The organism is Prosthecobacter fusiformis (assembly GCF_004364345.1).
Classification (GTDB): Bacteria; Verrucomicrobiota; Verrucomicrobiia; order Verrucomicrobiales; family Verrucomicrobiaceae; genus Prosthecobacter; species Prosthecobacter fusiformis.
This window is the reverse complement of sequence record NZ_SOCA01000006.1, coordinates 232,938-253,096: the sequence shown is the minus strand read 5'-3', so window position 1 is coordinate 253,096 and position 20,159 is coordinate 232,938. Positions and strand designations below refer to the sequence as shown.

The window sequence follows — 20,159 nt, the reverse complement described above, 5'->3', positions numbered from 1 at the left end:
AGTCATGTCACAGACCAAGCACAAAATTTTGAATTCATTCGAATTCGCACTTCCATGGGAGTGCTTGATCATCAGGATCTTATGACCATTGCGTCAAGTCCTTCATAACCAAGAGGTTACTCCAAATCTTTGCACCACATCAGTGAAAGCCAGCAAAAGAAAGACACGCGACTGTTTCTTAACTATACTCTCAAATCGTGCATATTTAAGATTTAAAAAATTACGTAGGCACATTCAAGCGCTGAGTTCTCTCTCTTTACCTCAGATTCTGCGCGCTTCTTCCACATCCAGATTCACGATTTTCCACTCAGATTCCTCAGGAGCCACCGTCACTTTGGCTTTGTAGCGGTTGACCCGGGTATGCGCATGCCCCCAATGCCCCACGGTTCCCAAAGCCGTCCATTGACAGTCCACAATGAAACCGGCCCCCTCGGTATTTTGGGTGACCTGCATAATTTCGACACTGAATTCAGAAATAGTCACTCGTGTACCTTCTCGGCCCTCCAGAGTCAGAGACTCTAGCGTCTCCAGATACAGCTTGCGCAGCAACTCCCCACTGACACTGCGCGCCAGCGTGTCATAGATCTCAGACTCCGTGCGGTAATCAAAGGCCCGGTAAACATTGCGCAAAAGGGGGGCCAGCACAGCCTCAGCCTCACTTTTTTCCTTCACCTCAGGAGCAGCAGATCCCCGTGGCACATCCACCACAAAAAGGGGCCAGGTCACCAAAGCACCCATGAGCCAAGCTCCCAAAAAAGAAATGAGCCCACCAGGCAACCGGCTGCCAGAGCCTTTTAAGAGCAGAAAAAAGACCAGCCCCAGGCTGAACCAGATCACACTGGCCATGGGTATCCGCCATGGTGGCAGTGCTTCGATCTTGGGCACCGCTGCCAATGGCGCAGGCATGGGCAGGCGGTCTTTCACCCGCCACCGGACCTGGCTCACGCCGGACACAGCTTCGATAAGCTCACTTTTCACGCCGAAAAACACGCGAATCGGCAGACGCTTCTGATCCTGGATATAACCTTTCCATTGAATCACGATCTCCTCCGGCAGCGGCGGCAGCGGAAACTCCCAAATGAGCCCCACCATCGCCTCACGAGTGGTCACTCGCTCCCCCTCTTCCAGCGGCAGAGTTGCTCCAGGCTTGCCTTTGATGATGGAAGCCCCAAGAAAATTCCCCTCGTTGACCTTTACCGTTCCCATGCGGCACCAGTCACCCGCCTTGGCTGCCAGAGCCTCCATCAATGCTTTTTGCTCACCATCACCCAGCGACAGTGTCTTGGGTAAGCCCGCCCATTCCAGCACCGTGGTCGCATCAAAAAGCACTTCGAACCGCATCTGATTCGGTTCCAGGTAAACATACCCCTGATAAATCTGTTCCAGTGGAGTCACTGGCTCAGTGGACTTCGGCAGCGGCTGGCTGAGAATCTTAGCAGGGTCAAACGTGAGGGTCTGCGCAGACAGTAGAGGAGCCAATAGACATCCCAGCAGCAGTACAAACCACACGGCCGCATACCCCGGACGCGTGAACGCGGAGGCACACTTGGCTGCCTGCAGTCCTCCCACTCCCCCTCGCGGGAGAGCTGGATATTCTTCGGCCACAGTCATCTTCAGAACTTTGGAAAAAGTCCCTTCCATCATAAAACCCAGGGTGTCCTCCATTCCTTCGAAAGCAGTTTCGATGCGGCCTCATTGCCCTCAATCTGCTCCGTCTGCGGATTCCACTTCAAGCCAGTACTGTCTGTGCGCAGGGCAATGTTGGCTAGGTGCGAAATCGTGATGCTGCGATGGCCGATCTCCACGGGTGTCGCCGTCGGCTTGCCATCATAAATGCAGCTCAGGAAATTATCCGTATGGTCCTTGCTCTCATACAAATGGATTTCTTCCGGCCCGATCTTTTCCCGCAAGATGGCAGGGTCACTGGCGGAAATCTTGCCGCGATTCACATAGATCCATTTGCCCGCATCGCCCTCGAACAGCACGCCGACGTGATCGAAAGGCTTCTTGCCCGGAGCCGTCTTCAGGGTGGCCTCCACCTCTGGCATCAGCTTATGGTCAGGGCTGGCCACTTTCATGATCACCCCGTTTTCATACACACATTCGAAGGCAAAGGCTGTAGCCGTATTATAGAGAGCCTCTTTATCCAGTGTTCCGCTGACATTGCGCAGTTCAAGCGGTCCCGTCTGCTCCGTCCCCATGCCCCATTGGGCGATGTCGATGTGATGCGCACCAAAATCCGTGATCATCCCACCGCTGAAATTGAAATTATGCCTCCAGTTCAGCGGCAGTAAGGCCGGACGATAGTCCATCTGCTCCGCCGGCCCCAGCCACAGCTCATAATTAAAATCTTCCGGCAGCGGTGCCACCGCCGTCTGGTCCGCCATGCCGTTCCAGTTAGAATGCCCGCCCGGCAGGCCCACGCGCACGCTTGTCAGCTTGCCCAGCCGTCCATTGCGCACCAGTTCACAGGCCATGCGGAAGTAAATGTCACTGCGCTGCTGGCTGCCCGTTTGCCAGGTCACGCCAGCCTTTGCCACCTCATCCGCCATCAGCCGACCTTCGGCGATGGTGAGCGCCAGAGGCTTCTGGCCATAGATGTGCTTTCCCTTTCGCGCCGCATACACCGCCATGTAGGCGTGCCAATGGTCCGGGGTGGAAACTTGTACCGCATCCAGGTCCTCCTGCTCCATCATTTCGCGGAAGTCTTCATAGGCGGTGCAGGTCTTCCCGCTCTTGTTCGTCGCCTGCGCATAATGCTGGTCGATGATTTTCCTCCCTGCCTCACGCCCGCCCGTTTCCTTGCCATCGTAGCCATAGTGACCGTATTCCTTCATCGGATCCGCCACCGCAATAACCTGGCATTTTTCATTGTTCAGAAATGAAGGTGTCCAGTCCCCAGCGATGGTACCCCAGCCAATGGCCCCCACCGTAATCCGCTCCGAGGGTGCCGGGCGGCCCGATTTACCAAAAACACTGCTAGGCACAATCGTGGGAAAACCAAAAGCAGCAGCACTGGTGGCAAGGAAATGACGGCGGGACAGGCGGGGACTCATCATTTCAGTCTAATGGTGCCGCCCTCCCGGCGGCAACAGCGAACTCACATCGGTATTAAGAAAAGAGCAGCCTGCACGCACATCCCTGGTCTACCATTTCCGAAAATGGGCCATCCTGATTCCTGCTAATCGCCCTTCGCCCCCTCACGGCAGAGCGCCTTGAGGTAATCAAAGGTATAGAGGCCCGTGTTGTGGCCGTCAGAAAAATCAAACTGAATGGCGTACCCGCCAATGATCCGCCAGTTGCGGATGGTCACCCCGGGGAAGGTTTTCTGGTCTGTGCCGCCGTACTTTTTCCCCAGAAGATCTCGCTCCCCGGTATTTTCCGCGCTGGGCGACCACGCACGCAGACGTTCGCATAGGATGTAATCTTCAGACTGGTCGGACCAGCGTATAGCCAGCTCGGGGCCAATGATTTCGAGATGCTCGGGAGTGATCATGAGAAGGCGGAGAGAAGTAAATTACGAAAAAGGGACGCCGCGAGGCGTCCCTTTCGAAGAGGTTGTCTGGAAGACTCCGCTGATTAACGGGAGTAGAGTTCCACCACGAGCTGCTCATTGGCAATCGGGTTGATCTCGTCACGGATCGGAGCACGGTTGAAAACACCGGACATCTTGTCGCGATCTACCGTCACCCAATCAGGGCTAGGATTGCCGAGAGTCATTTCAAGGAAACGACCAACAAGCTGCTGGGAGCGAGGAGACTGCTTGGCAGCGATCACGTCACCAGGCTTCACCTGGTAGCTGGCGATGTTGACGATCTTACCATTCACCGTGATGTGGCGATGGCTGACGAGCTGACGGGAGGCGAAACGGGTGTTCGCGAAGCCGAAGCGGTAAACCACGTTGTCGAGACGGGATTCCAGCATCTGAAGCAGGTTTTCACCGGTCACACCCTTACGGCGCTGAGCTTCGGCGAAAGTGAGGCGGAACTGCTTTTCAAGCACGCCATACTGGAAACGCAGCTTCTGCTTTTCGATCAGAGCGACCGCGTAATCAGAGTTTTTGCGGCGGGAATTCTTAACGCCATGCTGCCCTGGTGGGAAGTTGCGGGTTTCGAGGGATTTGGAAGGACCGAAAAGCGCGACGCCAAAACGACGGGCGATCTTTTCGCGGGGACCTGTGTAACGTGCCATACGGGTAAGATGCGGGGGAGAACGAGATTAGACGCGGCGTGCCTTTGGTGGGCGGCAACCGTTGTGAGGGATCGGGGTAGCGTCTTTGATGACGGTGACCTCGACGCCCATGGCCTGGATGGCACGGACAGCGGACTCACGGCCAGAACCTGGGCCGCGCAGACGGACTTCAACTTCGCGGAGGCCGTGACTCATGGCCTGACGGCAAGCATCCTGAGCGACGACCTGAGCTGCATAAGCGGTGCCTTTACGGGAACCACGGAAGCCCATTTTACCGGAGGTGGACCAACCAATGAGGTTGCCGCCACGGTCCGTGATGGAGACCATCGTGTTGTTGAAGCTGGAACGGACGTGAACGATCCCGGCGGAGACGTTCTTAGAACCCTTGGCCTTGATGACCTTGGCGGATTCAGTGCCGTCACCAGCACCGATTTCGAGCCACACGCTCTGGGACACTGCACGGTCACCACTGGTTGGCTGCTTGTCAGCACCTGGGGCGGCGGGAGCTGCTGGTGCTGCGGCGGCGGCCGGAGCTGGAGCAGCTTCTGGGGCTGGGGCTTCAGGAGCCACTGCCGGAGTTGTTGTTTCTTCTGCCATAATACGAAATAAGGAGGTTGAACCTGAAATCTAGGGTTTAGACCTTGCCCTTCTTGGCACCAGGCTTGCTCTGTGCACCGACGGTCTTACGAGGACCTTTGCGAGTGCGGGAATTGGTGTGTGTGCGCTGACCGCGAACTGGCAGACCACGACGGTGACGGGTGGCGCGGTAGCAGTTGATGCCCAGCAGGCGCTTCATGTGCATGCCCTGCTCACGGCGAAGGTCACCTTCATAGACGATGGCCATGCCCTGGATCACCTGGGTGATGAGAGCGATCTGGTCATCCGTCAGCTCTCCGGCCCGGACGTTAGGATCAATGTTGCTGGCGGCAAGAATCTTGCGGCTCAGGGGAAGACCGATGCCATAAATATAAGGCAGGGAATATTCGATCTTCTTTTCGTTCGGGATTTCGACTCCAAGTAGGCGTGCCATAATCAGAAGGTGCTTAAAAAAGGGATATGCTAATTAACCCTGACGCTGCTTGTGGCGTGGGTTTTTGCAGACGACGCGGACCACGCCTTTGCGGCGGATAACGCGGCAAAGTTCGCAGAGAGGTTTGACAGATGTACGGACACGCATAAGAGGTCGGCGCCCTGTTAGTGGGCGGGGGAGTCGGAAGTCCTAACACACCAGCGGCCTCGCGCAACTTTGTTTTTTGTGTACCGCCGACTTTTTCGCGGTTCTGGGGCCAAACTGTTTTTTGCAAAGTTTTGACCTTTGCGATGAACAAGACGTATTCTCGCCTCGACTAACAAGTCACTTAACCAAGCATGAAATCGATAATTCTCTCCCTCCTCGCGGCCCTCAGCCTTGTCTCTTGCGCCACGGGGCCTAACGCCCAAACAGGCACTGTCGTCGGTGCCCTCGGTGGTGCCGCTGTCGGCGGTATTATTGGCAATCAGAGTGGCCGTGGCCTGGAAGGCGCAGCCATCGGTGCCGGCTTGGGTGCCCTCGGCGGTAACGCCATCGGCAACTCCCAGGACCAGCGCAACGCGCAGTATTATAACAACCAAGGCTACAACAATCAGGGTTATGACCAGGGCTACCGTGGCCAGCAGCGCCGCCCCTCCGGTTACTATCAAAATGGCCAGCCGTATTACGGCAATCCCTATTGATCTGCCCTCTCAGGATCACTCCTTCAGAAACGCGCCCGGTGCTCCCGGTCGCGTTTTTTGTTTCTTGTGCTCTTGAAGAAAGGCAGCGTGAGTACAGCGACTCTCCTTTTATGTTCGCCCAGCTCAGCTCCCTCACCCAGTTCGTCCGCGACAATGACTGGCGCACCATCTTGGCCCATGTGAACTCCCGCGATGCACATCCGCTGCTGCAGTTCATCAAATACGGGATCTGCGGCCTGGGTGCCTTCATCACCCATCAGCTCATCTGGTTTCCCCTGTCCATGTGGGTCTTTCCAGCCTTTGATCATTCGCTGCCGGATGCCACCCGGGCGATGAATACGGCCATTAGCAATCTTATCGCTGTGTTTTTCAGCACCACAGTGGCCTATGTCACCAACATCATGTGGGTGTTCAAGTCCGGTCGCCATAGCCGCACGGTGGAGATCGCCAGCTTCTTCATCATCAGCGCCATTAGCTTCAGCGGCGGCCTGCTGGCAGGCCCCTGGCTGATCAAGGTCTTTGGCATCAGCACCTGGATCGCCCAGGGCAGCATGGCGGTCACTTCCGTGCTGATCAATTACGTCTGCCGAAAGCTCTTTATCTTCAAGCACTGAGCCAGCTAGCGATGCCAGCAATGACCTCCAGGCGCTGGGCTTCTGTCAGCTCACCATAGATGGGCAGGCTGATGACCTCCTGGGCCATCCTGTGAGAGACTTCACAGCCGCTCAAAGACGCCTCGGGCAGGTCGGCAAAGCAGGGCTGCTGGTCTAGGGTCAGCGGATAATAGATCTCGCAGCCGATGCCTGCTTTTTGTAAATAATCACGCAGGCCATCACGCTGCCCGGCTCCAATCACCCGCAGGGTATATTGGTTCCAGATATGCGTATTGTGCGCATAGCCCACAGGCAGCACGATGCGGGCCTCCTGCCCTGCCAGCCAGGCATCCTGGCTGCTCAAGCATTTACAATGGGAGGGATCCGCCTGCACCACGCCCGGCAGTTTTGACAGTGCCTCTGTATAGTGGGCCGCATTGGCCTGACGCTGGGCCGTGTATTCAGCATAGCGCTTCACCTTCACGCTCAGCAGCGCGCATTGCAGCGTATCCATGCGGAAATTGCCGCCCACGTAGTGATGGTAGTACTTCGGCTTTGAGCCATGCACGCGCAGCACCCGGGCAAATTCGGCCAGCGCATCATCATTGGTCACCAGCATGCCACCATCGCCAAAGCCGCCCAGATTTTTGCTGGGGAAAAAGCTATACGCGCCAAAGTCCCCCATGGACCCGCACCCACGGCCCTTATACTCCGCCCCAATCGCCTGAGCTCCGTCTTCAATGACCCGCAGGCCTTTTTCCTCAGCCAGCGCCAGGATGGCATCCATGTCGGCGCTTTGACCAAAAAGATGCACCGGGATGATTGCTTTCGTTTTCTCCGTGATCTTTGCCCGCGCGTCATTGACATCCAGGTTGAAGCAGATGGGGCAAATGTCTGTAAAAACAGGTATCGCCCCCAGGCGGGACACCGCCCCTGCCGTGGCGAAAAAGGTGAAGGCCGGGCACAGCACCTCATCCCCTGGACCGATGTCCAGCGCCATGAGCGCGAGCAAAAGCGCATCGGTGCCTGAGGAAACAGCCAGCGCATGCTTCACACCCACCATCTCGGCGATTTCTTTTTCAAACACCTCCATCTCCGGCCCCATGATGAAGCGACCGTGCTGCAGCACACGCGTGAACGCGGCCTGGAGTTCAGATTCGAGAGGGATATTCTGGGCGTTGACGTCGAGGAGCGGGACGGACATGAGTTCGTGGAAACTCAGAGGGCAAGTCGCTGTGGTCAAGGATCAACAAAGCCCGTTCCTGGGGAAAATAAAAGCGCCTGACCGTAGCCAGCGAGGCGCTCTTGCCTTTCCACTCAGCCTCACATCAGGCCTTCGGGGTATTCGGTCCGCTAGCAGGCAGTTTCGGCTGGGCGATGTATTCTTTGGGGATCTCTCCTTTTAAAGATTTCAGGAAGGTCACGATGCTGGCTGTCTCTTCATCCGTCAGCATCTTGCCCAGTTGGTGCTCACCCATCATCCTCACCATATCTTCCAGGGTCTTCACGGAGCCATCATGCAGATAGGGACCCGTTTCGGTCACGTTACGCAGACCGGATACTTTGAAGAAATGCTTGTCGCCATCTACGTGCGTCGCCTCATAGCGCCCCAGATCCTTCAGTCCCGGCCAGGCCTTCACCAGTCCCAGCTTATGATACATCGCCCCGCCGATGGCCGGGCCATTATGGCAGGTCGCACAGCCAGCTTTGGCAAAGGTTTCATACCCCTTTTGCTCGTCCACGGTCAGCGCCTCCTTGCGTCCTCTCAGATAGTCGTCCCAGCGGGATGGCGTCACGAGTCTGCGCTCAAAGGCACCGACGGCCTTGCCAAAATTGTCATAGTTCACAGGCTCCGCTTCGCCTGGAAACGCAGCTTTAAACGCCTCAACATAGCCAGGGATGGACTTCAGCACAGCCACCACGTCATTCGCACTGGCCATGCCCATTTCCACCGGATTCAGCACCGGCCCTTTGGCCTGCTCCTCCACCGTCGTCGCACGCCCATCCCAGAATTGCGCGATGTGCAGCGCCGCATTGTAAACCGTGGGCGAACTCCGCCCTCCTAGCTTGCCTTCATGCCCCGGGGAAAAGGGCAGATTATCCTGACCAAATTTATCCAGCATGTGGCAACTGTTGCAGGACATTTTGCCGTTCTTTGAAAGGCGTGTCTCGTAGTACAGCATCCGGCCCAGATTGGTCTTCGCTTCCGTGAGCTCATTGTCCTGGGATGGGGCCACTTCAGGCAGCGGCTTGAACATCGCCAGATAAGAATCCGACAGCGCATCTGCAAATGCAGCCGAGGCCATCAGTGACAATAGGGAGGAAGTAATGAGCAGGGTGGTCTTCATGGTTTATCGGGGGGGGATTGGGGGCGTAAGCCACGCACCCGGAGTTGCTTTGATTTCTGCAATTTAAAGATCGCCCTGAAGTCCCCTCTCCACTCACCTTGCTTTGTTAAAAACCAGCCCGGATTTGGCATCACCCTCTCATCTTTTGCGGTGTCCCCCATGCCTTTCCCTTGCCTGCCTGTCACCCGGCAGTAAGCTGGCCACTGCATGACTTTATCCCGCGTTTTCCTGCTCACGCTCCTGTCAGCCACCTTGGTTTCTGCGGAGCCTAAGCCATCTCTGGAGGTCCAGGCCATGCTCCAGGAAACCTATCAGTTGCAGAAGCAGGAGCGTTATCAGGAAGCCCTGAAAAAACTCGACGAAATCGAAGCCCTCGCCCCTGGCTTGGCGGATGTTTATAACATGCGCGGCTCCCTGTATCTCACCCCTGCCCTGCGTGATTTTGACAAGGCTGCCCAGCAGCTTGATAAAGCAGCCGCCATCCAGCCATCCGCCCTTGCTCCTCGCTTCAACAAAGCGGAACTCCTCTTCGTCAAAAAGGACTGGCCCGCAGCCTCCGCCGCCCTGCAAAAATTGCTGGATGATCTCCCCGATTTACAGCTCCAGGTTCGTCACCTGACTCTCTTTAAGCGCCTCATCTGTGAAGTACAGATGGATCAATACGAGCAGGCCGAAAAAACTTTGAAGGATCATTTCACCTTCATGGATGACACCCCGGCTTATTATTATAGCAAGGCCGCCATCGCCTCTGGCCGCAATGAAGAAACCACCTCCAGGGAATGGATCGCCAAAGCTGCAAAAATCTATAAACCCGGACAATCCGCCGCTTACATGGATGCCTTGGTCGAGTCCGAATTGCTCCCCGGAACCAACTCCCCACCTCCAGAAAAAAAATAACCCTATGTGGCGCATCGCGACCGACACCGGCGGCACTTTTACCGATGCCTTTGCCCAAGATCCGCAAGGAGTCGAGACTCGCTGCAAAGTTCTATCCACCGGCGTCCTCCGTGTTCGCGTCATCGCCTGCCCAGCACCTGATCAATGGTGCATCGAAGGCCTGCCCTTGATGGCCGCTGGGTTTTATAAAGGCTTCCATGGCGTCATCATTGGCACCTCAGGCGAGGGCATCCCCTTTTCAGTCACCGGCCATCGGCAAACAAACGCATCAGCCCCCAATCAAAGCCTGCTGGAGATCGCCCATTCCGCCACCGACCTCCCGCTGCCGCCTTTCCTCATCGATCTCACCACGGGCGAGGAAGCCCCCGTCCTGGCCACGCGCCTTTTGACACACACCCCGTTAGGCCAGCCATTCCCTCCCCTGGAGCTCCGTCTCGCCACCACCCGCGCCACCAATGCCCTGCTGGAGCGCAAAGGCTCCCCCACCGCCTTCTTCATCACCCAGGGTTTCGGCGACCTCCTCAAAATCGGCGACCAACGTCGCAGCGACCTCTTTGCCCTCCAGCATGAGCCGCGCCCCATCTTCTGTGCTGCCATTGCAGAGGTACCAGAGCGCATCGCCACCGACGGCCACTTGATCCTCTCCCTGGATGAAGCCGCCGTCATAGCCCAGGCTCAGGCCTTCGTTTCAAAAGGCTACCGTCATGCCGCAGTCGCCCTTCTTCATAGCTACGCCCATCCCCAGCATGAAGATCGTGTCGCGGCACTGCTCCTTGCCGCAGGCTTCACCCACGTCACTCTTTCCAGCCAGATCGCCCCCTTCACCAAGATCCTCCCGCGTGCGCAAAGCGCCGTCGCCAATGCCTACCTCACCGGCCCCGTGGAGGCCTTCATTCAGGGCGTCGCTCGTCCGCTCTCAGGCTCCTCACTGTCCATTCTAAACTCCGCCGGCGGACTCGAATCCACCACCGCCATCCGGCCCAAAGACCTCTTGCTCAGCGGCCCCGCAGGCGGTGCCCTCGGCGCAGCCAATGCCGCCGCCAGCCTGGGCCACCGGCGCATCCTCACACTGGACATGGGCGGCACCAGTACAGATGTCGCCCGCATCGACGGACGCCCAGGCTACCGCTTTAGCCAAAACGTCGCCGGCATGCAATTACTCGCCCCCTGCGTCGCCATTGAAACCGTGGCCGCAGGCGGCGGCTCCATCTGCCAGTGGACACCGCACGGCCTCGCCGTCGGGCCGGAAAGCGCAGGCTCCCATCCCGGCCCCGCCTGCTATGGACGCGGCGGCCCGCTGACCATCACCGATGTGAATCTTTTGTTAGGCCGCTTTGATCCCTCCCGAGCCCCCATCCCCCTGGATGCCGATGCAGGCCGCAACCGCCTGAGCGAACTTTTCTCCCTCAGCACCGGTTTCAGTGACCAGGATGAACTCCTCCATGCCTGCCTGAACCTCGCCGTTGAGCACATGGCCGATGCCATCCGCCGCATCTCCGTCGCCGAGGGATACGACCCCCGCGATTACGCCCTCCTCGCCTTCGGCGGTGCCGGTCCCCAGCACGCCTGTGCCGTCGCGGATCGCCTGGGCATCACCACCATTCTTGCCCCGGAAAATGCAGGCATCCTCAGCGCCGTCGGCCTGCATCAGGCCGTGCCGGAAAGGTTGGCGGAAAAACAAGTACTCCGCCCCCTGGATGAATGCCTGGACCATGTGGACGGCTGGATCGGAGAACTCATCACCGAAGCCACCACCGCACTCAAAGCCGCCATGGATACCCTCCCGCATGGCCAGGCCCACCCATCGTCCCTCCTTGCCGAGCTTCGCCTGCGCGGCCAGGACACCCCTATTCAAGTCGCCTTTGAAAAATCCTCCGATTTGCCCCTTCGATACCGCCAATCATACGAACGTCTTTTTGGTTATACCCCGCCATCCCATCGGATCATCGAGCTTGTCAGCCTCCGCGTCGTTGTCTCCTTCCAGCCCGCTTCCATAGCCCTACCTACCACTCCCCCTGAGATCCCTCTCGGCATCGGCCCCCTCCTCATTCAGGATGCGTTCAGCACCCTCGTCGTCTCCTCCGGTTGGCAGGCTGCTCATGTGCCCGGCTTCTCTCACATCCTCACCCGCAGCCAAACCGCCGCTCCATCTGAGCCCCACGTCCAGCCCCTTTCTCGGGATCTCGTACGCCATCGCCTGCACAGCATTGTCACAGACATGGGGGCCCTCCTCTGCCGCACCTCCATCTCCACCAATATCCGCGAGCGCCTGGACTTCTCCTGCGCTCTCCTGGATGCCAGCGGTCGCCTCATTTCCAGTGCTCCGCACATCCCCGTTCACCTCGGTGCCCTCGGCGTCTGCGTGCGCGAGGCCACTCGTGGTTTTTCCCTTCAGCCTGGGGATACCCTCATCACCAATCATCCCGCCTATGGAGGCTCGCACCTGCCGGATGTCACCCTCATCACTCCCGCCTTTGACTCCTCCGGCACCCTCCTCGGTTTCGTGGCAAATCGCGCCCACCATGCTGAGATCGGCGGCATCACTCCTGGCTCCATGCCAGCCACCGCCACATCCCTTGTCCAGGAAGGCGTGGTCATCTCACCTCAGCACCTCGTCCGCGCCGGGCAGTCCTGTTTTGAAACCATCGCCACCCTGCTCAACACCTCCCCTTACCCCACCCGAAATCTAGCAGATAACCTCGCCGATCTCCACGCCCAGCTCGCCGCCAACCTCCTCGGCGCAGACCGTCTTCGCGATCTCGCAGGTGATTCCCCCCAGGCTCTTCTTGAATGCCTGGACGCCATCCTCGCCCACAGCGCCCAGGTCATGCAGCGCCAGATCCCCCACATCCAGGATGGCATGGCCCAGCAGACGCTGGACGACGGCTCCCTCATCCGCGTCCACATCACCCATCCCACCCCCGCTCGCCTCCGCCTGGACTTCACCGGCACCTCACCTGTCCATCCGCACAATCTCAATGCTACCCGCGCCATCGTCAGCAGCGCCGTCCTCTATACCCTCCGCCTCCTCCTCCAGGAAGACCTCCCTTTAAACGAAGGCCTGCTGGAGCCAGTCGAGATCATCTTGCCCAAGGGCACCCTCCTAAACCCCGTCTTCACTGGCGACCCCGCCCAGGATCCCGCCGTCGTCGGCGGCAATGTGGAGGTCAGCCAGCGCCTGGTGGATACCCTCCTCCTCGCCTTCCGCCTCCAGGCCTGCAGCCAGGGCACCATGAATAACTTTTTGTTCGGCGATGGCCGCTTCGGTTATTATGAAACCATCGCTGGCGGCACCGGCGCAGGTCCCGGTTATCACGGGGCCGATGCCCTGCACAGCCACATGACAAATACCGCCATCACCGATCCCGAAATCATCGAGCAACGCTACCCCGTGCGTCTCCATGAATTCTCCATCCGCCAGCATTCCGGTGGCACCGGTCAGTGGCACGGCGGCAACGGCATCGTTCGGGAGTTCGAATTCCTCCAGCCCCTCACCGTCTCTCTCCTCACTCAGCATCGCCAGTCCGCGCCTTACGGTCTGGAGGGGGGCCAGGGCGGCTCTTGCGGCCGCCAGTTTCTCATCCAAGGCCAGGACTCCACCATCTTGCCCTCCAGCACCAGCTTCCCCGTCCAGCCCGGCGAACGCATCCGCATCGAGACTCCTGGCGGCGGCGGCTGGGGGCAAATCACCTCGTAAAAGCCCGCCTTGCCTTTCCACCCCACCCGAATCTTTTCCCCTTCCCCCTTGGGCCATTATCCGCTAACCAAGAATCCGCATGGCTGAAAACACTCCCGCTTCATCCCCCACGTCCGAGCTCAAGCAAACCATCGGCGGCTGGCAGATTCTCTTTTACGGCCTCGGCTCCATGCTCGGTGCTGGTATCTATGCCCTCATTGGCCGCGCCGCGGAAACGTTGGGCAATGCCGTCTGGCTCGCCTTCCTCATGGCCCTCCTCGCCGCCATGCTCACCGGCCTTTCTTATGCCTGCGTGGGCAGCCGTTATGCACGCGCAGGCGGTGCCGCTTACGTCACCCAGCGCTCCCTTCGCAAGCCCTGGCTCAGTTATGTTGTCGGCATCGCCGTCATGATGAGCGGCCTCACCAGCATGGCCACCGGTTCCCAGGCCATCGCTGAAAACCTGGCCCGTGCTCTCAATATGGAGCTGCCCATCAAGCTCGTCGCCATCGCCCTCGTCTTCCTCGTCGGTTGCATCATTTATCGCGGCTTGAGGGAGAGCATGTGGGCAAACATCGTCTGCACCGTCGTCGAAGCCTCAGGCCTCATCTTCATCATCGCCGTCGGCGCACGCTACTGGGGCGGAGTGGATTATTTTGAAACGGCCAATGACACCGTTGCAGGCGGCTCCGGCTCCGGCATCACACTCGCCCTCGTCATGCAGGGGGCCGTGCTAACCTTCTATTCATTCATCGGTTTTGAAGACATCCTCAATGTTAGCGAGGAAGTCAAAAATCCGCGCCGCAACATCCCCTTCGGTCTCATCGGAGCCATGATCCTGGCCACCCTCATTTACATGGCCGTCGCCATCACCGCCGTCTCCGTCGTCCCCTGGCGCGAGCTCGCCGCCAGCAAGACCCCTCTCATGGAGGTCGCCCACCGCGCAGCCCCTTGGTTTCAGGGCATTGATAGCGTCTATGTCGGCATCACCATCTTCGCCATCGGCAATACCGCCCTGCTCAATTACATCATGGGTTCCCGTCTTCTTTATGGCATGAGCAAGCAGGGCCTCCTCCCTGCTATTCTTTCCAAAGTTCATCCCGTCCGCCACTCTCCTCACGTAGCCATCGCCGTCCTCTTCTTCATCGTCAGTGCCCTCATTCTCAGCGGCGGTGTCAAGCAGCTCGCGGAATCCACCGTGCTCCTCCTCCTCACCGTCTTCACCGTCGTCAATATCTCCCTCGTTGTCCTAAAACTGCGCCCGGGTGAGGAAAAAGGCGGCTTCGAAGTCCCCCTCATCATCCCTGCTCTGGGTGCATTTGTTTGCGCCGCTCTCATCTTCGTTCGTCTTCAGGCAGCACTCACCACCGGTGGCGAAGCTGAGCGTACCGCCCCCATCATCGCCATCGCCATCATCGGCATCAGCCTCCTGCTTTACCGAGTTCTCAAGCCCAAAGACGTCACCCCGACCGTGGACATCTGATCCCCCACGCGCACGCCTCTTCCAGGTATTTGGAAGATTCGAAAATCACGTCGAACAAAAATCGACGTCATCACATCCAACTGGATGGGCACTCCTGGCACGACCAATGCTTGGATGTCTCTCGAATCCAAAATCCCAATACTATGATGAGGTTCCCTCGCCCCGGTTGCTGGTATCGTTTCACGTCTGCCGATTGGCAGTTCATCCGAGATGCTTTGGCCCTCACACAGCGGGAAAAAGAAAGCCTCGTTTCTCTTCTCGATGATCCGGACGCCGTCCGCATGATCCTCGACCACCCGAAACTCTTTGAAGCGCTTTTGGTTAGCCGACAGGCTGCCTTCCTCTCCCCCGAGCTGTTTTTCTTCATCACCGTCCGCCACACCCTCAAGCGTGTCGGCGTGGATGACCTCGCCATTGCCGATTACATCGCCGTCGTGTGTGCAGACTTTGGCCTTCCCGCCACCGCCGCGCAAAACCTGCCCGAGCGCAAGTTGGAGAGCCTCTACAGCATTGATTACATCACCGCCCTGGAGAACGCCGGCAGTCACGAGCGTTTCTTCATCCACGTGCAGTGCGCGAACCAGTTCCTCGTCCTCACCAGCCTCTACCCGGATTTCCTCCGCCGCCGCGCCCAGCGCCGGGGTGCACCGGATCTGGAATTCTACGAGCAAGTCGTCGTCAGCCACCTCGAGGCCGCAGGCAAACACGCCCTGGCCGAAGAATTCGCCCTCGATGACACCCTCTCCCACGTCGCACAGGCCTACCCCCCTGCCCGCCGCGCCATGAACCACACCGTCCGCGAATACCTCAGCCTCGGCGCTTAAAGCCTGGCCACCCGCCTTCAGAAACGCACACCAGAAAGCCATCTTCCCCTTATAGGTCCCATACGCCCCATAAGCCGCCCCCAAAACTGAGCACTGAGCACTGAGCACTGAGCACTGAGCACTGAGCACTGAGCACTGAGCACTGAGCACTGAGCACTGAACTCCCAGTTTGCCCCATCATTCCCCCCGTTGCCCCCTTGACCTCCCCCTCCCTGCGGTAGAGCATGGGCCGCACGGATGACAGACGCATCACACCCCCAAACCCTCGCCTGCCTTGGCCCTGAAGGCAGCTTTTCGCACCTGCTCACCCAGATGCGTTTTCCAGATGCCCAGATACAGCTCCTGGCTGGCATTTCTGAGGTCTTTGATTTCATCCGCACCCACCCCCAGGCTCTCGGCATCGTCCCCATCGAAAACTCCTCCGGTGGCTTCATCATCGATACCGTGGACCGTTTAGTGGACGAGCGCTGCGGCCTCCACATCCTGGAAGAACTCACCCTGGATGTAAAGCTCGCCCTCCTTGGTCGGCACTGTGCGGAAATCAAAACCATCCACTCCCATGCCATGCCCTTCTTCCATTCCGATGAATGGTTGAAAGCCAACTATCCCGACGCCAAGCGCATCGTCGAAGCCAGCACCGCCAAGGCCGCAGAAAAAGCCGCCACCCAGGAAGGCGCGGCCGCCATTGGCCCTCGTCAAAACGCCCAGCGTCACTCCCTGGACATCCTGCATTTCCCCATTGCTGGAGAGGTCCCCAACATTACCCAGTTCTTCTTGTTAGGCCACGCAGCCAATCCGGCCAGCACCTCCAACAACCGAACCGCTCTCGTCGTCGAGCTTCCCGACCGCCCTGGCAGCCTCTGCCGCTTCCTCACCCCGCTGAGCGATAGTGCCATCAACATGAAGCGCCTGGAGTCCCGCCCCATCCGCGGCCAGCCTAACAAATACCGCTTTTACATCGAAATCGAAGGCTCCCCCGCCGATCCCCACGTCCAGAGCGCCCTCGCCGAGACCCTCAACGACGGAGCCTCCATCCGCAGCCTCGGCTCCTACCCCGCCGGCCATCGCTTCGAATCCTGATGGTCACCAGGGCCGCGCCCTTCTTCAATTCGCTAGCCCCGCTCCCCGAGGGAGCACGGAATGAAGCCGGTGGTGAAGGTCGCGGAGCGACCGGGAACCACCGGACGAGAAGCGGCAAATCACCACAGTGCGTCGCGTCCCAGCGGGACGCCGGAAGCCCCCGTTCGCTAGCATAGCCCTCTTCCAGCGTCACACCATTGTCAAAAATCGGCCTCCAAACTCGGGTTTCAGCCGCTTGCACACTTTTCATCCTTCATGGATATTAACATCTTTGCGGTGTCGCCATTGGCACTGGCTGCCGTTAAGTTATTTCAGGCTTTTTATCCCGTCCCGTGTCCTTGCCGCCTCCCCCATTCAGTCTCGCCCGCCGGGCAGTTTCAGCCAGCACGCTCGCTCCTTCACACGACAAAAAGCCGGGAGCATCAGAAAATCATCCCTGGCTCATCCTTCCCCATCCAGGTCCCCGTGGGGAGTTCATGGGGAACCCAATCCCCATGCCTAACCCTTTGAAAATCAATCGGTTGCCCTCAACAAATCCCCAGATGGGGAAAAAATGAATTTCATCCCCATCCCTTCTTATCGATCCCCATTCTTCCCCAGCCTCATTTCCCATCTAAAGCCAAAAGGTTACAAAAACACACCCGCCAAAAATAACACCCCCCAGCTTTTACATTCCCTGACCCGCAACATTCCAGCCTCGGATTTCATCGGGCACCATGAATAATTCCAGCAGGTTGCTTGCGAAATCCGCCCATTTTAAACGTTTAAAATTCCCCCCATGCCCTCCACCACCCTGAAAAAATCCACCCTCGCCATCGCCGCATTGGGCCTGATCGGCCTGCCAGCACTGGCATTGCACACGAAGAACGCCGGTCCGGCTGAGGTCGAAATCAAGTTCAACCTTCCCCCTCCCGCTCCCCTCTCCCCAGAGGAAGCGATGAAGACCTTCAAGATTGAAGAGGGATTCCGCCTGGAGTTGGTCGCCTCCGAGCCGATGATCGAAGCCCCCATCGCCATCAGTTTCGATGACCAGGGCCGCCTGTATGTCGTGGAAATGCGCGGCTACATGCGTGATAAAGAAGGCAGCACCGAAGACGAACCTACTGGCCGCATCAAGCTGCTGGAAGACACCGATGGCGACGGTAAAATGGACAAGGACACCGTCTTTCTGGACGAGCTCGTCATGCCCCGCTCCGTCATGGCCGTCAATGGCGGTGCCCTTGTCGCAGTTCCACCTAACCTTTATTTCTGCAAGGATACCGATAGCGACGGCAAGGCCGACCTGAAGGAAATCGTGGCCACAGATTTCGGTACCGCCGGGGGTCAGCCGGAGCACATGGCCAATACACCCGTCTGGGCCATGGATAACGCCATCTGGAGCGCCGGTTATAGCAGCCGCTTCCGCCTGCGCGGCGGTGTTTGGCAAAAGGATACCGGCCTAGGCCGTGGCCAGTATGGTCTCTGCCAGGACGATCAGGGCCGTCTTTATTTCAACTACAACTCTGACTTCCTGCGCTGTGACCTGCTGCCCACGGAGGCCTTCTCCCGCAACCCGCTGCTGCGCAATGCAACCAGTGTGAATGCCAAGGTCGCTATCGACCAGACCGTGTGGCCTTCCCACGCGACACCGGGCGTCAACCGCGGTTATGATGCCAAGACCCTGCGCTCCGATGGCACCCTGACCAAGGCCACCGCCACCTGCGGTGCGCTGATCTATCGCGGAGAAGCCTTCCCCCCAGCCTACTATGGCAATGCCTTCATTCCCGAGCCTGCCGCCAACCTCATCAAACGCATGATCGTCACGGAAAAAGACGGCATGGTTACCGCCAATCATGCCGTAAAGGATCGCGAATTCCTGACCTCCACAGACGAGCGCTTCCGCCCCGTCCAGGCCACCAATGCTCCGGATGGCTCTGTTTACATTGTGGACATGTATCGCGGCATCATTCAGCACAGCAGCTTCCTCACCCACTATTTGCTGGCTAACATTGATGCCCGCAAGCTGGCCCAGCCCTATGACATGGGCCGCATCTGGCGCATCGTGCCGGACAACGACAGCCCCGTAAAAGCCACCAAAGTTCCTGCCGAAACAGAAGACCGCATCGCCATGCTCAGCCACGCCAACGGCTGGGTCCGCGACACTGCTCAGCGTCTCCTGGTGGAATCCGCCGATGCCAAGGCCGCACCGGCCCTCATCGAACTGCTGCAATCCGCCAGCGCCAAGCCCCTCGCCCGTCTTCATGCTCTGTGGACCCTCGATGGTCTCGGCGCACTTACACCGGATGTCCTGCGCGGCCTCTTGAAGGAAACCGATGTCAGTTTAAAAGCTGCCGCTGTGCGCCTCGCCGGGCGTGACCTCGCCCCCGAACTCCTGGCCCTGACCAGCGAAACCGATGCCCTTATACGTGCCCAGCTTGCCATCAAGCTGTCCTCCATCAACCTTCCGGATACCGATGCCGCACTGGCCAAGCTGCTCGCTTCCGGTGCCGGATCCAATCTGCTCGCACGAGAAGGTGCTATGACCGGTCTTCGGGGGCGCGAAGATGCCTTTGCCAAACTCGTAGCCGAGCTGGCCACCAATGATAACAAGGCCAGCACCTCCCCCGTTCTGGAACTGCTGGGCAATCTGATCGCCATGGCCAATAAGGCTCAGCCTTTTGAAAACGCCCTCACCCTGGCCGCATCCCTGCCGAAAGGCAGCGCCGCCCAGGCCATTCTTGTAAAAGGACTTTCCGCGACCACCAGCGGCTCCTCCAAGTCTGCCGTGAAAGCAAAAATGCTCTGGCTGGACAAGGAACCAGAATCTCTGGCCGTGCTCAAAAAGTTGCTCTCCACCCGCAGCGCCTCTCATTTTGCCAGCATCGACAGCCGCCTCGCCTGGGAAGGCAAACCCGGCGCTCCCAAACCACCTAAAATCGTTCCTCTTAACGAAGCTCAGCAGGCACGTTTTGAAAAAGGAAAGGTCATCTATGCCGGTCTCTGCGCCGCCTGCCACCAGCCTCACGGCTATGGCCTTGATGGCCTGGCCCCACCTCTCGTGGACAGCGAATGGGTGCTCGGCAAGCCGGAGTTCGCCACCCGCATCGTCCTTCACGGCCTCGCCGGTCCGGTCAGGGTCAGCGGCCGCACCTGGAACCTCGCCATGCCCCCTCTGCCCCATCTGACCGATGATGACATCGCCAGCGTCGTCACCTACCTCCGTCGCGAATGGGAACACAACGCCTCCCCGGTCGAGCCGAAAGACGTCACCAAGCTGCGCGCCCAATACAAAGACCGCGTCGGCATGTGGACCTCCGAGGAGCTGAATCCACCGAAGAAAAAGTAGTCCCTCCCCCATTCAGATCTGCCCCAACC

The 20,159-nt window shown here is 58.7% G+C and carries 17 protein-coding genes; 8 read left to right on the top strand and 9 right to left on the bottom strand.

The window, feature by feature from the left end:
• Nucleotides 1-261: 261 nt before the first annotated feature.
• The 7 genes from EI77_RS16225 to rpmJ all read right to left on the bottom strand — a co-directional run bounded on the left by EI77_RS16225 (nt 262) and on the right by rpmJ (nt 5,368).
• Nucleotides 262-1,644, bottom strand: a complete 1,383-nt coding sequence (locus tag EI77_RS16225; protein WP_133796342.1) for a hypothetical protein — start codon at nt 1,642-1,644, stop codon at nt 262-264.
• Nucleotides 1,641-3,059 (bottom strand): Gfo/Idh/MocA family protein, encoded by a 1,419-nt coding sequence (locus tag EI77_RS16220; RefSeq protein ID WP_133796341.1) that lies wholly within the window; start codon nt 3,057-3,059, stop codon nt 1,641-1,643. Before EI77_RS16220 ends, EI77_RS16225 begins: the two co-directional genes overlap by 4 nt.
• A gap of 122 nt (nt 3,060-3,181) precedes the next feature.
• A complete protein-coding gene (locus tag EI77_RS16215; protein ID WP_133796340.1) occupies nt 3,182-3,496 on the bottom strand; it encodes a gamma-butyrobetaine hydroxylase-like domain-containing protein in 315 nt (104 codons plus the stop codon).
• 83 nt (nt 3,497-3,579) lie between these two features.
• A complete protein-coding gene (rpsD, locus tag EI77_RS16210; RefSeq protein ID WP_133796339.1) occupies nt 3,580-4,191 on the bottom strand; it encodes a 30S ribosomal protein S4 in 612 nt (203 codons plus the stop codon).
• 27 nt (nt 4,192-4,218) lie between these two features.
• Complete coding sequence (gene rpsK, locus EI77_RS23830) at nt 4,219-4,788, bottom strand: 30S ribosomal protein S11 (RefSeq protein WP_133796338.1); 570 nt, start codon at nt 4,786-4,788, stop codon at nt 4,219-4,221.
• A gap of 37 nt (nt 4,789-4,825) precedes the next feature.
• Nucleotides 4,826-5,221, bottom strand: coding sequence for a 30S ribosomal protein S13 (gene rpsM, locus EI77_RS16200; protein WP_133796337.1), 396 nt, complete (start codon nt 5,219-5,221; stop codon nt 4,826-4,828).
• A 33-nt stretch (nt 5,222-5,254) separates the two neighbouring features.
• On the bottom strand, nt 5,255-5,368 hold the full coding sequence (gene rpmJ, locus EI77_RS16195) for a 50S ribosomal protein L36 (RefSeq protein ID WP_133796336.1): 114 nt from the start codon (nt 5,366-5,368) through the stop codon (nt 5,255-5,257).
• 191 nt (nt 5,369-5,559) lie between these two features.
• Here rpmJ and EI77_RS16190 point away from each other — a divergent pair, with 191 nt between their 5' ends.
• Both EI77_RS16190 and EI77_RS16185 read left to right on the top strand, forming a co-directional pair.
• Complete coding sequence (locus tag EI77_RS16190; protein ID WP_133796335.1) at nt 5,560-5,904, top strand: glycine zipper domain-containing protein; 345 nt, start codon at nt 5,560-5,562, stop codon at nt 5,902-5,904.
• A gap of 110 nt (nt 5,905-6,014) precedes the next feature.
• Nucleotides 6,015-6,518, top strand: coding sequence for a GtrA family protein (locus EI77_RS16185; RefSeq protein ID WP_133796334.1), 504 nt, complete (start codon nt 6,015-6,017; stop codon nt 6,516-6,518).
• Here EI77_RS16185 and EI77_RS16180 read toward each other — a convergent pair.
• Both EI77_RS16180 and EI77_RS16175 read right to left on the bottom strand, forming a co-directional pair.
• Nucleotides 6,508-7,701 (bottom strand): DegT/DnrJ/EryC1/StrS family aminotransferase, encoded by a 1,194-nt coding sequence (locus EI77_RS16180; protein ID WP_133796333.1) that lies wholly within the window; start codon nt 7,699-7,701, stop codon nt 6,508-6,510. The genes EI77_RS16185 and EI77_RS16180 overlap by 11 nt on opposite strands.
• A 124-nt stretch (nt 7,702-7,825) precedes the next feature.
• Nucleotides 7,826-8,845, bottom strand: coding sequence for a cytochrome-c peroxidase (locus EI77_RS16175; protein WP_133796332.1), 1,020 nt, complete (start codon nt 8,843-8,845; stop codon nt 7,826-7,828).
• A 207-nt stretch (nt 8,846-9,052) separates the two neighbouring features.
• Between EI77_RS16175 and EI77_RS16170 the strand changes: the two genes are divergently transcribed.
• The 6 genes from EI77_RS16170 (at nt 9,053) to EI77_RS16145 (ending at nt 20,130) form a co-directional block, all read left to right on the top strand.
• The gene (locus tag EI77_RS16170) at nt 9,053-9,742 is read left to right on the top strand and encodes a tetratricopeptide repeat protein (RefSeq protein ID WP_133796331.1); all 690 of its coding nucleotides are present in this window, start codon (nt 9,053-9,055) and stop codon (nt 9,740-9,742) included.
• A gap of 4 nt (nt 9,743-9,746) precedes the next feature.
• A complete protein-coding gene (locus EI77_RS16165; protein WP_166647298.1) occupies nt 9,747-13,439 on the top strand; it encodes a hydantoinase B/oxoprolinase family protein in 3,693 nt (1,230 codons plus the stop codon).
• Nucleotides 13,440-13,518: 79 nt separating this feature from the next.
• Nucleotides 13,519-14,901, top strand: a complete 1,383-nt coding sequence (locus EI77_RS16160) for an APC family permease (RefSeq protein ID WP_133796329.1) — start codon at nt 13,519-13,521, stop codon at nt 14,899-14,901.
• Between the two features lie 143 nt (nt 14,902-15,044).
• Nucleotides 15,045-15,725 carry a hypothetical protein gene (locus tag EI77_RS16155; protein WP_133796328.1) on the top strand — a complete coding sequence of 227 codons (681 nt, stop codon included), beginning with the start codon at nt 15,045-15,047 and terminating at the stop codon, nt 15,723-15,725.
• Between the two features lie 237 nt (nt 15,726-15,962).
• Nucleotides 15,963-16,805 carry a prephenate dehydratase gene (locus tag EI77_RS16150; RefSeq protein WP_133796327.1) on the top strand — a complete coding sequence of 281 codons (843 nt, stop codon included), beginning with the start codon at nt 15,963-15,965 and terminating at the stop codon, nt 16,803-16,805.
• 778 nt (nt 16,806-17,583) lie between these two features.
• Nucleotides 17,584-20,130 carry a PVC-type heme-binding CxxCH protein gene (locus tag EI77_RS16145; protein ID WP_133796326.1) on the top strand — a complete coding sequence of 849 codons (2,547 nt, stop codon included), beginning with the start codon at nt 17,584-17,586 and terminating at the stop codon, nt 20,128-20,130.
• Nucleotides 20,131-20,159 lie beyond the last annotated feature (29 nt).

What these genes read in the sequence shown, in the direction of transcription:
- EI77_RS16175 (WP_133796332.1), bottom strand. Translation starts at nt 8,845, where the DNA reads ATGAAGACCACCCTGCTCATTACTTCCTCCCTATTGTCACTGATGGCC.
- EI77_RS16145 (WP_133796326.1), top strand. Translation starts at nt 17,584, where the DNA reads ATGCCCTCCACCACCCTGAAAAAATCCACCCTCGCCATCGCCGCATTG.
- rpsK (WP_133796338.1), bottom strand. Translation starts at nt 4,788, where the DNA reads ATGGCAGAAGAAACAACAACTCCGGCAGTGGCTCCTGAAGCCCCAGCC.
- rpsD (WP_133796339.1), bottom strand. Translation starts at nt 4,191, where the DNA reads ATGGCACGTTACACAGGTCCCCGCGAAAAGATCGCCCGTCGTTTTGGC.
- EI77_RS16160 (WP_133796329.1), top strand. Translation starts at nt 13,519, where the DNA reads ATGGCTGAAAACACTCCCGCTTCATCCCCCACGTCCGAGCTCAAGCAA.
- rpmJ (WP_133796336.1), bottom strand. Translation starts at nt 5,368, where the DNA reads ATGCGTGTCCGTACATCTGTCAAACCTCTCTGCGAACTTTGCCGCGTT.
- EI77_RS16155 (WP_133796328.1), top strand. Translation starts at nt 15,045, where the DNA reads ATGATGAGGTTCCCTCGCCCCGGTTGCTGGTATCGTTTCACGTCTGCC.
- EI77_RS16150 (WP_133796327.1), top strand. Translation starts at nt 15,963, where the DNA reads ATGACAGACGCATCACACCCCCAAACCCTCGCCTGCCTTGGCCCTGAA.
- EI77_RS16220 (WP_133796341.1), bottom strand. Translation starts at nt 3,059, where the DNA reads ATGATGAGTCCCCGCCTGTCCCGCCGTCATTTCCTTGCCACCAGTGCT.
- EI77_RS16190 (WP_133796335.1), top strand. Translation starts at nt 5,560, where the DNA reads ATGAAATCGATAATTCTCTCCCTCCTCGCGGCCCTCAGCCTTGTCTCT.
- EI77_RS16170 (WP_133796331.1), top strand. Translation starts at nt 9,053, where the DNA reads ATGACTTTATCCCGCGTTTTCCTGCTCACGCTCCTGTCAGCCACCTTG.
- EI77_RS16165 (WP_166647298.1), top strand. Translation starts at nt 9,747, where the DNA reads ATGTGGCGCATCGCGACCGACACCGGCGGCACTTTTACCGATGCCTTT.
- EI77_RS16185 (WP_133796334.1), top strand. Translation starts at nt 6,015, where the DNA reads ATGTTCGCCCAGCTCAGCTCCCTCACCCAGTTCGTCCGCGACAATGAC.
- EI77_RS16225 (WP_133796342.1), bottom strand. Translation starts at nt 1,644, where the DNA reads ATGATGGAAGGGACTTTTTCCAAAGTTCTGAAGATGACTGTGGCCGAA.
- EI77_RS16215 (WP_133796340.1), bottom strand. Translation starts at nt 3,496, where the DNA reads ATGATCACTCCCGAGCATCTCGAAATCATTGGCCCCGAGCTGGCTATA.
- EI77_RS16180 (WP_133796333.1), bottom strand. Translation starts at nt 7,701, where the DNA reads ATGTCCGTCCCGCTCCTCGACGTCAACGCCCAGAATATCCCTCTCGAA.
- rpsM (WP_133796337.1), bottom strand. Translation starts at nt 5,221, where the DNA reads ATGGCACGCCTACTTGGAGTCGAAATCCCGAACGAAAAGAAGATCGAA.